The 13,246-nt window shown below is 51.1% G+C and carries 13 protein-coding genes, 1 other RNA gene and 2 pseudogenes; 11 read left to right on the top strand and 5 right to left on the bottom strand.

Features of this window, described 5'->3' with window-relative positions:
- Position 1: 1 nt before the first annotated feature.
- Together recN and bamE are read left to right on the top strand one after the other, a co-directional pair.
- A complete protein-coding gene (gene recN / locus SYMBAF_RS11430) occupies positions 2 to 1,663 on the top strand; it encodes a DNA repair protein RecN (RefSeq protein WP_040266639.1) in 1,662 nt (553 codons plus the stop codon).
- A 349-nt stretch (positions 1,664 to 2,012) separates the two neighbouring features.
- Positions 2,013 to 2,351, top strand: a complete 339-nt coding sequence (bamE, locus tag SYMBAF_RS11435; RefSeq protein WP_040266646.1) for an outer membrane protein assembly factor BamE — start codon at positions 2,013 to 2,015, stop codon at positions 2,349 to 2,351.
- A gap of 77 nt (positions 2,352 to 2,428) precedes the next feature.
- Here bamE and SYMBAF_RS11440 read toward each other — a convergent pair whose 3' ends face one another.
- Together SYMBAF_RS11440 and SYMBAF_RS11445 are read right to left on the bottom strand one after the other, a co-directional pair.
- The gene (locus SYMBAF_RS11440; protein ID WP_006708395.1) at positions 2,429 to 2,713 is read right to left on the bottom strand and encodes an RnfH family protein; all 285 of its coding nucleotides are present in this window, start codon (positions 2,711 to 2,713) and stop codon (positions 2,429 to 2,431) included.
- The gene (locus SYMBAF_RS11445; RefSeq protein ID WP_040266647.1) at positions 2,706 to 3,140 is read right to left on the bottom strand and encodes a type II toxin-antitoxin system RatA family toxin; all 435 of its coding nucleotides are present in this window, start codon (positions 3,138 to 3,140) and stop codon (positions 2,706 to 2,708) included. Before SYMBAF_RS11445 ends, SYMBAF_RS11440 begins: the two co-directional genes overlap by 8 nt.
- A gap of 160 nt (positions 3,141 to 3,300) precedes the next feature.
- Here SYMBAF_RS11445 and smpB point away from each other — a divergent pair, with 160 nt between their 5' ends.
- The 3 genes from smpB (at position 3,301) to SYMBAF_RS11460 (ending at position 4,962) form a co-directional block, all read left to right on the top strand.
- Complete coding sequence (gene smpB / locus SYMBAF_RS11450) at positions 3,301 to 3,783, top strand: SsrA-binding protein SmpB (RefSeq protein ID WP_040266649.1); 483 nt, start codon at positions 3,301 to 3,303, stop codon at positions 3,781 to 3,783.
- Between the two features lie 49 nt (positions 3,784 to 3,832).
- Positions 3,833 to 4,196: a transfer-messenger RNA gene (gene ssrA / locus SYMBAF_RS11455) on the top strand.
- 175 nt (positions 4,197 to 4,371) lie between these two features.
- A complete protein-coding gene (locus SYMBAF_RS11460; protein WP_177323590.1) occupies positions 4,372 to 4,962 on the top strand; it encodes an integrase arm-type DNA-binding domain-containing protein in 591 nt (196 codons plus the stop codon).
- Here SYMBAF_RS11460 and SYMBAF_RS11465 read toward each other — a convergent pair.
- Together SYMBAF_RS11465 and SYMBAF_RS11470 are read right to left on the bottom strand one after the other, a co-directional pair.
- Positions 4,955 to 6,123 (bottom strand): IS3 family transposase gene (locus SYMBAF_RS11465; protein WP_152609001.1). Its coding sequence is split into 2 segments (ribosomal slippage): positions 4,955 to 5,874 and positions 5,874 to 6,123, totalling 1,170 coding nucleotides; the frame shifts between segments, so codons are not numbered across the junction. The genes SYMBAF_RS11460 and SYMBAF_RS11465 overlap by 8 nt on opposite strands.
- Positions 6,124 to 6,502: 379 nt before the next feature.
- Positions 6,503 to 6,851, bottom strand: a pseudogene (locus tag SYMBAF_RS11470) (IS1-like element transposase); the annotation flags it as partial.
- A gap of 69 nt (positions 6,852 to 6,920) precedes the next feature.
- Here SYMBAF_RS11470 and SYMBAF_RS17800 point away from each other — a divergent pair.
- Entirely contained in the window at positions 6,921 to 7,088 is a 168-nt protein-coding gene (locus SYMBAF_RS17800; protein WP_237162868.1) for a hypothetical protein, read from the top strand.
- 9 nt (positions 7,089 to 7,097) lie between these two features.
- On the top strand, positions 7,098 to 7,283 hold the full coding sequence (locus SYMBAF_RS17805) for a prepilin peptidase (protein ID WP_272876760.1): 186 nt from the start codon (positions 7,098 to 7,100) through the stop codon (positions 7,281 to 7,283).
- A gap of 1,018 nt (positions 7,284 to 8,301) precedes the next feature.
- Here SYMBAF_RS17805 and asr read toward each other — a convergent pair.
- Positions 8,302 to 8,526 (bottom strand): annotated as a pseudogene (asr, locus tag SYMBAF_RS11480) (acid resistance repetitive basic protein Asr); the annotation flags it as partial.
- 666 nt (positions 8,527 to 9,192) lie between these two features.
- On the opposite strand from asr, the gene SYMBAF_RS11485 reads away from it, so the two are divergent.
- From SYMBAF_RS11485 to nrdF, 4 genes are read left to right on the top strand one after another with little or no spacing between them, the layout of a single operon-like run.
- A complete protein-coding gene (locus SYMBAF_RS11485; RefSeq protein WP_006708684.1) occupies positions 9,193 to 9,423 on the top strand; it encodes a redoxin NrdH in 231 nt (76 codons plus the stop codon).
- A gap of 8 nt (positions 9,424 to 9,431) precedes the next feature.
- Positions 9,432 to 9,836 carry a class Ib ribonucleoside-diphosphate reductase assembly flavoprotein NrdI gene (gene nrdI, locus SYMBAF_RS11490; RefSeq protein WP_040266656.1) on the top strand — a complete coding sequence of 135 codons (405 nt, stop codon included), beginning with the start codon at positions 9,432 to 9,434 and terminating at the stop codon, positions 9,834 to 9,836.
- Positions 9,818 to 11,962 carry a class 1b ribonucleoside-diphosphate reductase subunit alpha gene (gene nrdE / locus SYMBAF_RS11495; protein ID WP_082027029.1) on the top strand — a complete coding sequence of 715 codons (2,145 nt, stop codon included), beginning with the start codon at positions 9,818 to 9,820 and terminating at the stop codon, positions 11,960 to 11,962. Before nrdI ends, nrdE begins: the two co-directional genes overlap by 19 nt.
- An 8-nt stretch (positions 11,963 to 11,970) precedes the next feature.
- Entirely contained in the window at positions 11,971 to 12,942 is a 972-nt protein-coding gene (nrdF, locus tag SYMBAF_RS11500) for a class 1b ribonucleoside-diphosphate reductase subunit beta (protein WP_040266658.1), read from the top strand.
- Positions 12,943 to 13,246: the final 304 nt, after the last annotated feature.

Here is a 13,246-nt window from a genome sequence, read left to right on the forward strand (position 1 = left end):
TATGCTGGCGCAATTGACCATCAGCAATTTTGCGATCGTTCGTGAGTTGGAAATCGATCTTCAATCAGGCATGACAGCGATTACCGGTGAAACCGGCGCTGGCAAATCCATTGCCATTGACGCGTTGGGGCTGTGCCTCGGTAACCGCGCCGATGGCAACGTAGTACGCCTGGGAGCCACCCGCGCCGACATCTGTGCCCGCTTCTCGCTGGCGGATACCCCTTCAGCGCGTATATGGCTAGAGCAGAACCAGCTCGACGACAGCAACGAATGTCTGCTACGCCGAGTTATCAACGCCGATGGACGCTCGCGCGGCTTTATCAACGGCACCGCCGTACCCCTGTCGCAATTACGCGAACTGGGCCAACGCCTGATTCAAATCCATGGTCAACACGCCCATCAGTTGCTGCTCAAGCCCGACCATCAGAAAGAACTGCTCGATGCTTATGCCGATGAACCTACCTTGCTGGCGGAAATGCGCCAGGCCTACCAACGCTGGCACCAAAGCTGCCGCGAGTTGGCACACTTTCAGCAGCAATCCGCCGAACGCAAAGGTCGCATGCAGTTGCTTCAATACCAGTTGAGAGAGCTAAACGAATTTGCGCCACAGGCCGGGGCGTTTGAGCAAACCGAAGCCGAATACAAAAGCCTAGCCAACAGCGGCCAGCGGCTGACCATCAGCCAGCAAGCCCTGTTGCTGTTGGCTGAAGATGAAGAGCACAACATACTCAGCCAACTTTACAGCGCCAAACACCTGTTGATTGATCTGGTCGCCATGGACAAGAAACTTAGCGGCCTGCTGGAGATGCTCGAAGAAGCCTCTATTCAGATCACCGAAGCCAGCGATGATCTGCGCCATTACGTCGATCATATGGATCTGGACCCCAACCGCCTGCACGAACTGGAGCAACACCTATCACGACAGATCAACCTGGCACGCAAGTACCATGTGATACCGGAAGAGCTACCACAACTGCATCAGCAGTTGCAGGACGAACAACAGCTTCTGTCGCAGCAGGAAAATGATCATGAGCATCTCAGCAAGGCGGTCACTTTACACCATCAGCAGGCACTGAACCTGGCGGAACAACTGCACCTGAAACGTCTACAGCATGCGGCTGAACTGACTACACTCATCACCGATAGCATGCAGGCACTTTCCATGCCGCACGGCAAATTCAGTATTGACATGCGCTTCGAGCCACAGAACCTGAACGCAGAAGGTGCCAGCCACACCGAGTTTTATGTTTCTACCAATCCGGGCCAACTGCTACAACCGTTGACAAAAGTGGCTTCCGGCGGTGAACTATCGCGCATTGCACTGGCCATCCAGGTAATCACCGCTCGTAAGATGGAAACCCCAGCGTTGATTTTCGACGAAGTAGACGTGGGCATCAGTGGGCCAACCGCAGCCATTGTCGGCCGCCTGCTGCGTCAACTGGGCGAATCCACTCAGGTAATGTGCGTTACGCACCTGCCGCAAGTAGCGGGATGCGGACATCAGCATCTGTTTGTCAGCAAACAGACTGATGGCACCGCAACCGAAACACAGATTGCACTACTGGATAAACGCGCCCGTTTACAAGAATTGGCGCGTTTGCTCGGCGGCAGTGAAATCACCCGAAATACCTTGGCAAATGCAAAAGAATTGCTTGCCGCATAAATCTGACGTTGCCGCTATTTAACTAATAGATTTAAAAACGGCAAGTGAACGCAACCCTACAATACTTCGAGCCTATCCCATTGGGCGCACATTATTGCAGTCAGTTTGGATACGGGCAGCACGCAACCACCAGAGCGTACATGGAGTACGTGAGGAGGGTGAGCACTGCATAGATCCCAAATGGCAAATAAAATAGCCTAATGGGATAGGCTCTTAGTCAACCAAGCGCCTAGAATAGGAGCGGGAAGCCAACGTGGTAGCCACGTGAAAGATGAAAGGTATAAAGGTTTCCAATTGCAGCAAGGTCTATTATCATCGGCACACTATGCCCTTAAGGAATGTGATTACTATGCGCTGTAAAACGCTGACTGCCGCCGCTGTGGTTCTTATGATGCTGTCTGCTGGCTGTTCTACTTTTGAGAAAGTGGTTTATCGGCCTGACATCAACCAGGGGAACTACCTAACACCGACCGATGTGGCAAAAATTCAAAAAGGTATGACCCAGCAGCAGGTCGCTTACACATTGGGTACTCCGATGCTACAAGACCCATTCGGTACTCAAACGTGGTTCTATGTATTCCGCCAACAACCTGGTCATGAAGGTATTACTCAGCAAACGCTGACGTTGACCTTCAACAGCGCGGGCGTATTGACAGATATTCAGAACAAACCTGAGCTGACCAGATAATCAACGCAGGAACTATCACTTTCGGCTAATGAGGTAAACTCCGGCTCACTGATAACAAATAAGGCGCACTTAGCGCCTTATTTTCTTGCCTTTTCTGCTCGTTGGCGGCGAAGTTCTTTGGGATCAGCAATCAGCGGCCGATAAATTTCCACCCGATCACCATCATTCAGCAGATCGCCCAGCTTGGCCGGACGGCTGTATATTCCCAGCTTATTGCTTTGCAGATCGATATCCCGGCGTAGCTCCAGCAAGCCGGAGTCCTGAATCGCCTGCTCAACGTTGCTGCCCGCAGCCAGCCTCACCTTACGAAGATACTGACGTTCCGGCAAGGCGTAAACTACCTCGACCTGGATCTCAGACACTGTAAACTTGTTTCGCTCGTTGGGTGAAAGCTTGCACCATACTACCTGCCAGCTCTTTGAAAACCTTGCCGAATGCCAGCTCAATCAGCGTGTTGGTGAACTCAAAATCCAGGTGCAGCTCTACCTTGCAGGCTTTCGCACTCAACGGCGTAAACTGCCAGCCGCCCATCAGCTTGCGGAACGGGCCATCAACCAACTGCATATTGATGCTCTGGTTATCCAGCAGCGTATTACGTGTGGTAAAGGTTTTACTGATACCCGCTTTGGCGACATCTACTGCGGCGGTCATTTCGTTATTGGACGCGTCAATCACCCGGCTACCGATACAACCTGGCAGAAAATCGGGGTAAGAATCAACATCGTTAACCAACTGATACATCTGCTCGGCGCTGAATGGCACTAACGCAGACCGATTTATCTGGGGCATATCATTTCCTATAAGACACAAAACGTGCGGATAATACCATTTATCTATCTGCAAACAAAAAATCTGCAATGCACATAGATAGATCAAAAATGCGAAAATTACGCGGGTGCTAACGGTAAAGGATTTCTTTCGCTAGCACATCCAGTATAATGAACACACTATGACAAAGAAAAAAGCACACAAACCCGGTTCTGCCACCATTGCACAAAACAAGCGAGCGCGTTTCGAATATTTCATTGAAGAAGAGATCGAAGCTGGCCTATCGCTGCAAGGATGGGAAGTGAAATCGCTGCGTGCCGGTAAAGCCAACCTCAGCGACAGTTACGTAACATTTCGTGATGGTGAAGCCTATTTGTTTGGTGCCACCCTAACTCCACTCAGCGTCGCTTCATCGCATGTAGTATGCGATCCGATACGTACCCGCAAACTACTGCTGAACAAGCGCGAGTTGGACTCTCTGATTGGCCGTGTAAATCGCGAAGGCTATACCGTTGTCGCACTTTCCATGTATTGGAAAAATGCCTGGTGCAAAGTCAAAATTGGCATAGCCAAAGGCAAGAAAGACCACGATAAGCGTGATGATATCAAAGATCGTGAATGGCAGAAGGCGAAAGCCCGTATCATGAAACATGCCAACCGTTAAGCCTCTGGCTTAACGGGGTAAGCTTCTGGTATACTGCGTAAAGTTACTTGGGGCTGATTCTGGATTCGACGGGATTTGCGAAGCCCTAGGAGCATGCCGAGGGGCGGTTGGCCTCGTTAAAAGCCGCAAAAAAATAGTCGCAAACGACGAAAACTACGCACTAGCAGCTTAATAACCTGCTCAGAGCCCTTTCTCCCTAGCCTCCGCTCTTAGGACGGGGATCAAGAGAGGTCAAACCTAAAAGAGATCGCGTGAATGTCCTGCCTGGGGCTGAAGCGTTAAATCCAATCAGGCTAGTTTGTGAGTAGCGTGTCCATCCGCAGCTCACAGGCGAATGTAAAGATTGGACTAAGCATGTAGTGCCGACGGTGTAGTAATTTCGGACGGGGGTTCAAATCCCCCCAGCTCCACCACTTTTTAGTCTTATGACGTATACTGACGTATACTGAAGTCTACTAAGCCCGCTTGGAACCAGCCTTGCGGGCTTTTTTACGTCTACAGAAGTCTACTGAGATTTGCTAGAAGCTACTCGTTATGGCACCCTTTTTGGGACCCAATGCAAAGGGTCCCAAAATCGAGGGTCCTAAAATGGCAAAGATCGCTAAGAAACTCACTGACACTGAAATCAAAAATACCAAGCCAGCAGAAAAGGAGATCAACCTTTTTGATGGTGACGGCCTGATGCTACGAATCGCTCCCCTATCAAAGGGTGGTAAGAAAAATTGGTATTTCAGGTATGCAGTGCCAGTAACTAAAAAGCGAACAAAAATGAGCTTAGGAACCTATCCTCATCTCACACTTGCCAAGGCACGGGCTTTACGTGATGAATACTTGTCGCTGCTGGCAAATGGTATCGATCCGCAGATCCACAACAACGATAAAGCTAATGCTCTTAAGGATGCCACTGAGCACACGCTACAAGCGGTTGCTAGGAAATGGTTAGATGAAAAGGTTAAGACCTCTGGTATCTCTCCAGACCACGCAGAAGACATCTGGCGGAGCCTTGAACGAAATATTTTCCCCGGTTTAGGCAACGTTCCTATCAAAGAGATCCGTCCCAAGCTCTTAAAACAACATCTTGACCCCATAGAACAACGAGGCGTATTGGAAACCCTACGCCGTATCATTTCACGTCTAAATGAAATCTTCCGTTGGGCTGCGACTGTAGTGGTCAACTAAAACTGGCCACCGCGTTAGAGTTTTTCCAGTATCGGTTTTCCGATTCGTTTGGTGGTAACCCACCGTTATATTCATGCGGCCTGAGCGCGCTGTAATACCCAACGATATAGTCCGTTATTGCGTGGGCTGCATCGCTGAAGTTTATGTAACCCGTCACCGGTACCCATTCGTTCTTCAGACTCCTGAAGAAGCGCTCCATTGGGCTATTATCCCAGCAGTTTCCACGCCGACTCATACTCTGTCTGATCCGATACCTCCACAGTGACTGCCGGAACTGTCTGCTTGTGTAATGGCTGCCCTGATCGCTGTGGAACATCACTCCGGCTGGTTTTCCCCGGGCCTCCCACGCCATCTCCAGCGCTTTGATGGTCAGCCTGCTGTCCGGTGAGAACGACATTGCCCAGCCCACCGGTTTTCTCGCGAACAGGTCGAGAACAACGGCGAGGTAGGCCCAGCGCCTGCCTGTCCAGATATAGGTCACATCGCCACACCACACCTGATTAGGCTCTGTCACTGCGAACTGCCGCTCAAGGTGATTCGGGATAGCGATGTGTTCAAGGCCACCGCATTTATACCGATGAGTGGGCTGTTGACAACTGACCAGCCCCAGCTCTTTCATGAGCCTGCCGGCGAGCCATCGTCCCATCCTGAAGCCCTTCATGGTTGCCATAGTTGCGATACTCCTTGCGCCAGCAGAGCCATGGCTGACGCTATGCAGTTCCAGTACCTGGCTGCGTAATACAGCTCGTCTGCCATCTGGTTTTTCAGGACGGTTTTTCCAGTATTTGTAGCTGCTGCGATGAACCCCGAACACGTGGCAGAGTGTGACCACCGGATAATGCGCTCTGAGTTTCCCGATTATCGAGAACTGTTCAGGGAGTCTGACATCAAGAGCGCGGTAGCCTTTTTTAATATTTCGTTTTCCATTTCAATACGTTGTATTTTTTTCCTCAGCTCACGTATTTCAATTTGTTCAGGAGTAATGGGAGAGGCTTTAGGTATTTTTCCCTGCCGCTCATCACGCAACTGCTTCACCCATCGCGTCATTGTGGAAAGGCCGACATCCATAGCACTGGCTGCATCTGCCACGGTGTAGTTCTGGTCAACGACCAGTTGAGCGGATTCGCGTTTGAACTCTGCACTGAAATTTCTTTTTTTCATTGAAGCACCTGTAATGTCCTGAGGTGAGCATATCACCTCTGTTCAGGTGGCCAAATTCAGTGTGCCACTACACTGGAAGATCTCATGACGTTAGCCATTTGCTTAAACTTCTAGTCACCTCATATGAGGATGGCAAGTGGGACAAATCACCAAAAATTCCAGATCATCCACATTGCACACACGTCGTTAAGCCCATTTCTTGATTTAATACTCATAGGATATGTGCCATACTTCTGCGACATTGATTCTTGCTACACAGCCCAATGAATCAGAGAGTTAGTATTTGGTGGCACTTTCAGCCAGCGCAAAGTCTACTCAAGACTATCAAGGCCCCACCTCACAAGGGTTGCGGCCTTTTTCATGTCCCCCCACCGCATACCAGTTCGCAGATAAGAGCGACATCAGCATGGGTGACTGACGAGGACGTTATTCGCATTGGCGCGAGTTTTTTAAAGTGCGGATAACGGTGTTGATACCAATTTTCAGCGTTCTTGCGGTATCGCGACCCCCGGAGCCGTTGAAGGCCATATCAACGATTTCTCTTTAACACCGGGTATCCTGGCCTGATATGTGTAGGTTAGCTGGAATACGGAGCGACATTCACGACAGCGGAAACGGCTTTGGCCTTTAGGGTTCTGACCATGACGGTAGACCAGAGCAGAATCACAACGGGGACAATGCACCCTCAAAAGCCCGTATTGTACATCAGATTCAACCAATTGAGGCATCACCCTTATCTGCATCCTTTACTGTTTATCGCTACCCTATGGCCAGCAGCGGTGATCGCGGCCTGGCTGATGACTAAACTTGCGCCATCCCCCTCTGGTTGGCCATGGAGTGGAGCAATGGTGACAGCCATAGGAGCGGGGTTAGCGGCACTGCCTTTCGACATCGCATTGGCGCAATGGCCGGGCTTGTTGCCAGCCGCAACGCTGCTTATCGCATTGGTGTTGATTGACTGGTAGTATCAGTGGATCCCAGACCGCCTGACCCAACCGCTGCTGTGGAGCGGGATGCTGTTCAACCTGGTTCAGGGCTGCACACCGATGCATGATGCGGTGATCGGGGCCACCCTGGGCTACCTGTCGCTGTGGCTGATCAACGCTATCTATCAACACGGCAGCAGCCGGGAGTTGGCCAGGGTGATTTTAAGCTGTTAGCGGCGCTGGGGGGCTTGGATTGGCTGGGGCGCACTGCCACTGCTGGTGAGCCTTGCTGCGGCTGCGGGGCTATGCGCTACGTTGGCACCCGCCTTGTGGGGCCACAAGATTGCTTGGCGTGCGCCGCTGCCCTTTGGCAGTTGGCTGGTTCTGCTGGTGAAAGCCAGCCCTCATGCGATAACATTCCTCGGTTGGCGTTTTAGGTTATAGCGCCAATCAGCGAGTAACATGATGAAATTTCATCTTATTTCACGTTTACCCCTGGATAACCCACCGCCTAAGAGGCTATCCCAGTAGGCGTGCATAGTCGTAGCCAGTTTAGACACCGACAGCACGCAACAACCGGCGCGTACAGGAAGTCCGTGAGGAGGGTAAGCACTGCCCAGGTTCAAAATGGCAAATAAAATAAAAATAGCCTAATGGGATAGGCCCTTAGCCTCTTCATCTGGCCATAAATACATCGATCCCTCCTCCCATTCTGTACCGCTGGGCAACATTACCGTAGTTATCTGATGAAAAAGTAATTTTCTAGGTATCTGCTTGGGTTTCGGAATAAGCCGGAACTATTGCCGACAGCACGCGCATAGGGTTTATCAGCGTACCTTTAAATTTAATCACCCGGTGATGCCCAATACCAGAATCACTGTTCAAAATCATCGACATACGCCGCCGCCAAATCTAGGTTGAAAACCATAATAGAAGAGATGACGCGAGTGGCTAAGTGGCCGATGGGCGTAATGATAAGTTGCAGGGAAAGACAAGCCGCTTTGGCTTGGCAGCACCTGGATGAAACCGCCATCGCGTAACATTCACTGGAAGCTACCAGCCAAAAACAGTTCCCAGCCAGCGATCAACCCACAAAGAGTGACAACACTGAAAATCACTTCAAACAGATAGCGATGGATCATCACGACATAACCCCAAAAGAAGACACCCGGAGAACCGGGTGTCTGAAGACTGGCTAAATTATGTCGGGCCAGTCGGCTCCTCATGCTTCACTCAATTAAGCGGCTGGTGTCGCTTTCTTGGTGGATTTTTTGTGGTGTTTTTTAGCTGCCTGAGCTTTCTGGACTGGCGCTTTTTTGTGGTGTTTAGCTTTATGATGGTGATGCTTTACAGGAGCTGGCGCTTGCTCAGCCACTGGAGCAGTAGTTGCCGGAGCAGAAGCTGCGATATCAGCAGCGAAAGCAGCAGACGACAGACCCATAGTGGCAGCAACGATCATCGCTAATACTTTTTTCATCTTGGATTCCTCATTGTGTTGTTTCGATAAGCCCCGGTGGAGCCGTTGAACAAAGCATAGATGAATCAATACCCCTGTTCCGTGAGTGATTGGTTTCACTGAGTAACCAAATGTACAGCACGTGTGAACACCGTACATAGGTCTATGCCCACGGCAGTGCAGGCGTAGAATTTTTTAGGCTGCGTCCAGCAATTGCCGGCAAACGCCATTGGCGGTCATTGGAACGCGTAGCAAGGCACGGGCTGTGAGGTTTGGTGGGGTAAAATAAGAGGCATGTCACCTAGAGACGCGTTCAAATGCCCCAGTCCTGAGGATCGCACCCAAAGCTGCAACTCCAGGTTGTCGGGCTTGAATATAGGCCACCTAGATTTCGGGCTTTTGGGGCTGCGATGCCGGCATGGTCAATGATCGAACACCGCCTGGCGCAGCACCCATTTTCACGCATAATCGATGTGCGTCTCCCCCTTGGAAAGGGGCATGCTCAATCAAGCACCCACGAAAAACACCACATATAGTGAAGTTGATAAAATAAAAATCCACATATAGTATTTAATTTATCAAGCGTAGAGATCCTTGGTTCGGTTGGTGACACCGCCAGAAACGCCGAACAATGCACCGTTATCAGACTTCTATACCTGTCCTTTAGCCAAAAGGTAAATACGAATCATGTGTATTACTATTTATAGCAAACCAGACTGTGTTCAATGCAACGCCACTTATCGCGCATTTGATAAACAAGGGTTAGATTATCAGGTGATCGACCTGACCGAGGATCAACAGGCGCTGGATCATGTTAACGCTTTAGGTTATCAGCAGGTTCCAGTAATTATTGCCGGTGACGACCACTGGTCCGGTTTCCGTCCAGACAAGATCAAGTCCTTGGCTCTCGTCTCCTAAGGCCAGCCATGCATCCACTGGTTTATTTCTCCAGCAGTTCGGGGAATACCCATAGGTTCGTTGAGAAGCTGGGATTGCCAGCAATACGCATTCCGATGGCTGGCACCCGCCACAAGTTACTGGTGGAACACCCCTATATATTGATCGTGCCCAGCTATGGCGGCGGCAGCGCCGTAGGGGCTGTGCCGATCCAGGTGATCCGCTTTCTCAATGATCCGCAAAATCGCTCATACCTGCGCGGCGTTATCGCCGCCGGGAACATCAATTTCGGCGCTGCATACGGCATGGCTGGCGATATCATCGCTAAAAAGTGTCAGGTGCCTTTTCTTTACCGCTTTGAACTGCTCGGCACCGTGCAAGACGTTGAAAACGTTCGACAAGGAGTAACCGCATTTTGGCAACGACACAACTGACCACGCCCGCCGCAAGCGCGCTGGATTATCACTCTCTCAACGCGATGCTTAATCTTTACGATGCCGTAGGCCAGATCCAGTTCGATAAGGATCGGCTAGCAGCCCGGCAATACTTCCAGCAGCACGTCAATCAAAACACCGTGTTTTTCCATAATCTGAAGGAAAAGTTGTGCTATCTGGTTGAGGAAGGCTATTACGATCCGCAGGTGCTGGCGCAGTACGACTTCCCGGTTATCAAGCAACTGTTCCAGTTGGCCTACGCCAAAAAGTTTCGTTTCGAGACCTTTCTAGGTGCCTTCAAGTACTACACCAGCTACACGCTGAAAACCTTTGACGGTAAACGTTATCTCGAACGTTACGAAGATCGAGTGTGCATGGTGGCACTGACGCTGGCAGCGGGCGACACTATGCTAGCACAGGATCTGGTGGAGGAGATGATATCCGGTCGTTTCCAGCCAGCGACACCCACCTTCCTCAACTGTGGCAAACAGCAGCGTGGTGAGTTGGTTTCCTGCTTCCTGCTGCGTATCGAAGATAATATGGAGTCGATCGGCCGGGCGGTGAACTCTGCGTTGCAACTATCGAAACGCGGTGGCGGCGTGGCCTTTCTGCTGACGAACATCCGCGAAGCGGGCGCACCGATCAAACGTATCGAGAATCAGTCCTCTGGCGTTATCCCCATCATGAAAATACTTGAGGACACCTTCTCCTATGCCAATCAACTGGGCGCACGCCAAGGAGCCGGGGCGGTATATCTCCACGCCCACCACCCGGACATTCTGCGCTTCCTCGACACCAAGCGAGAAAACGCCGATGAGAAGATCCGCATCAAAACGTTGTCGCTGGGGGTGGTGATCCCGGATATCACCTTTGAACTGGCGAGAAACAATGAAGAAATGTTCCTTTTCTCACCTTACGATATCAAGCAGGTGTACGGCGTGGCGTTCTCGGAGATCAGCGTCAGCGAAAAATACCGCGCGATGGTGGACAACAAGCGCATCCGCAAATCGCGCATCAATGCGCGCGAGTTTTTCCAAGTGTTGGCAGAGATCCAATTTGAATCCGGCTATCCGTATATGATGTTTGAAGATACGGTCAACCGCGAGAACCCGATAGCCGGGCGCATCAATATGAGCAATTTGTGTTCGGAGATCCTACAGGTCAATCGCGCCAGTACCTACCATGAAGATCTAAATTATGACCACATCGGCAAGGATATTTCTTGTAACCTCGGTTCACTGAACATCGCCAAAACCATGGATGCAGTGGACTTCGGCAAAGCAGTCGAGACCGCCATCCGTGCACTGACTGCGGTGGCAGACATGAGCGACATCCGTTCGGTGCCATCGATCGCCGCAGGCAACCACAGTTCGCACGCTATCGGTCTTGGCCAGATGAACTTGCATGGCTATCTGGCACGTGAACGTATCTTCTACGGTTCGCAAGAAGGCATCGACTTCACCAATATCTACTTTTATACCGTGGCTTACTACGCTCTGCGTGCCTCTAATCGGCTGGCGATCGAGCGCGGCAGCACCTTCGGCGGCTTTGAGAACTCACGCTACGCCAGTGGCGAATATTTCAGAAAATACACCGAGCGAGAATGGCAACCGCAAACCGAACGAGTGCGCGAGCTGTTTGCCGCCGCCAACATCGCGATTCCAAACCGCGCCGCGTGGCTGGCGCTACGCCAGTCAGTGATGATGTACGGGCTGTATAACCAGAACCTACAGGCGGTGCCGCCCACTGGATCAATCTCCTATATCAATAACGCTACCTCCAGCATTCATCCGATCGTCTCGCGCATTGAGATCCGTAAGGAGGGCAAAATTGGCCGGGTGTACTACCCCGCACCCTACATGACCAACGACAACCAGGAGTATTATCAGGATGCCTATGACATCGGCCCGGAAAAGATCATCGATACCTATGCCGCCGCCACCCAACACGTCGATCAGGGGCTGTCGTTGACTCTGTTCTTCCGCGACACCGCCACCACCCGCGATATCAACCGTGCGCAGATCTACGCCTGGCGCAAGGGTATCAAGACTATTTACTACATTCGCCTGCGCCAGATGGCGCTACAAGGCACCGAGGTGCAGGGCTGCGTGTCCTGCGCACTGTGAGGCAACTTATGACTAGCGTTAAACCGATACCATCAGTGCACGCCATCAACTGGAACCTCATCGAAGACGACAAGGATCTGGAGGTGTGGAACCGCCTCACCGCCAATTTTTGGCTACCAGAGAAGGTGCCATTGTCAAACGACATTCCCTCCTGGGCCACGCTGACAGCGAAGGAACAGCAACTGACCCTCCGCGTATTCACCGGGTTGACGTTGCTGGACACCATTCAGAACACCGTAGGCGCGCCAGCATTGATGGCCGATGCGCTTACGCCGCATGAAGAAGCGGTGTATTCCAACATCAGCTTTATGGAAGCGGTCCATGCGCGTTCTTACAGTTCGATTTTCTCCACGCTATGCCAAACATCGGATGTGGACGATGCCTACCGTTGGAGCAAGGAAAACCACGCGTTGCAGAAAAAGGCCAACCTCATTTTGACGCATTATCACGCCGATGATCCGCTGTTAATGAAAGTCGCCAGCGTATTCCTGGAATCTTTCCTGTTCTATTCGGGCTTTTATCTGCCGATGTACTGGTCTAGCCGTGCCAAGTTGACCAATACCGCCGATCTGATCCGCCTGATCATCCGCGATGAGGCGGTGCACGGCTACTATATCGGCTATAAATTTCAGAAAGGGCTGGAGAGGGTAGATGTTATACGCCGCCAACAGGTGAAAAACGTTGCCTTCGACCTGTTGCATGATCTTTATGACAATGAGGTGTGTTACACCCAAGATCTGTATGACGGTGTAGGCTGGACGGAAGACGTCAAAACCTTCCTGCATTACAACGCCAACAAGGCGCTGATGAATCTCGGCTATGAGGCACTGTTCCCACCAGGAATGGTGGAGGTCAGCCCGGCGATCCTGTCGGCACTGTCGCCAAATGCCGATGAGAATCACGACTTCTTCTCCGGTTCAGGTTCATCCTATGTGATTGGTAAAGCAGTCAATACCGAGGATGAGGACTGGGATTTCTGAGGGGCTATCGGGGCAATACTCTCCGCCGGTAAAAGTCCAATGGGGTAGGTTTTGAGGATACTGGCCAGAATAAAGGCCGGTAATGGCATAATCCCTACTTTATTACTGTCCAGCATTTCTCCCACCGGGGAATTTAAGCAACGTTGGCTTTGGCGACGAGGTAAGGATCATCTGCTGTGCTCATAACCTGGCTTTTATTCGTTTTTTCAGCTACCGCAAATAAACTGCTGTGATTATGCTCAAAGTTAGAAAGGAGTTTTTAATGATGGTGGGGTTGCGATGATGTTAAGAGAATTATGTAAAA

This window comes from Serratia symbiotica, assembly GCF_000821185.2.
Classification (GTDB): Bacteria; Pseudomonadota; Gammaproteobacteria; order Enterobacterales; family Enterobacteriaceae; genus Serratia; species Serratia symbiotica.

Excerpts from the sequence above, each read along its gene's own strand:
- nrdF (WP_040266658.1), top strand. The coding sequence starts at position 11,971 with ATGACTAGCGTTAAACCGATACCATCAGTGCACGCCATCAACTGGAAC.
- SYMBAF_RS17800 (WP_237162868.1), top strand. The coding sequence starts at position 6,921 with ATGACTAAACTTGCGCCATCCCCCTCTGGTTGGCCATGGAGTGGAGCA.
- SYMBAF_RS11460 (WP_177323590.1), top strand. The coding sequence starts at position 4,372 with ATGGCAAAGATCGCTAAGAAACTCACTGACACTGAAATCAAAAATACC.
- SYMBAF_RS11485 (WP_006708684.1), top strand. The coding sequence starts at position 9,193 with ATGTGTATTACTATTTATAGCAAACCAGACTGTGTTCAATGCAACGCC.
- smpB (WP_040266649.1), top strand. The coding sequence starts at position 3,301 with ATGACAAAGAAAAAAGCACACAAACCCGGTTCTGCCACCATTGCACAA.
- recN (WP_040266639.1), top strand. The coding sequence starts at position 2 with ATGCTGGCGCAATTGACCATCAGCAATTTTGCGATCGTTCGTGAGTTG.
- bamE (WP_040266646.1), top strand. The coding sequence starts at position 2,013 with ATGCGCTGTAAAACGCTGACTGCCGCCGCTGTGGTTCTTATGATGCTG.
- SYMBAF_RS11445 (WP_040266647.1), bottom strand. The coding sequence starts at position 3,140 with ATGCCCCAGATAAATCGGTCTGCGTTAGTGCCATTCAGCGCCGAGCAG.
- nrdI (WP_040266656.1), top strand. The coding sequence starts at position 9,432 with ATGCATCCACTGGTTTATTTCTCCAGCAGTTCGGGGAATACCCATAGG.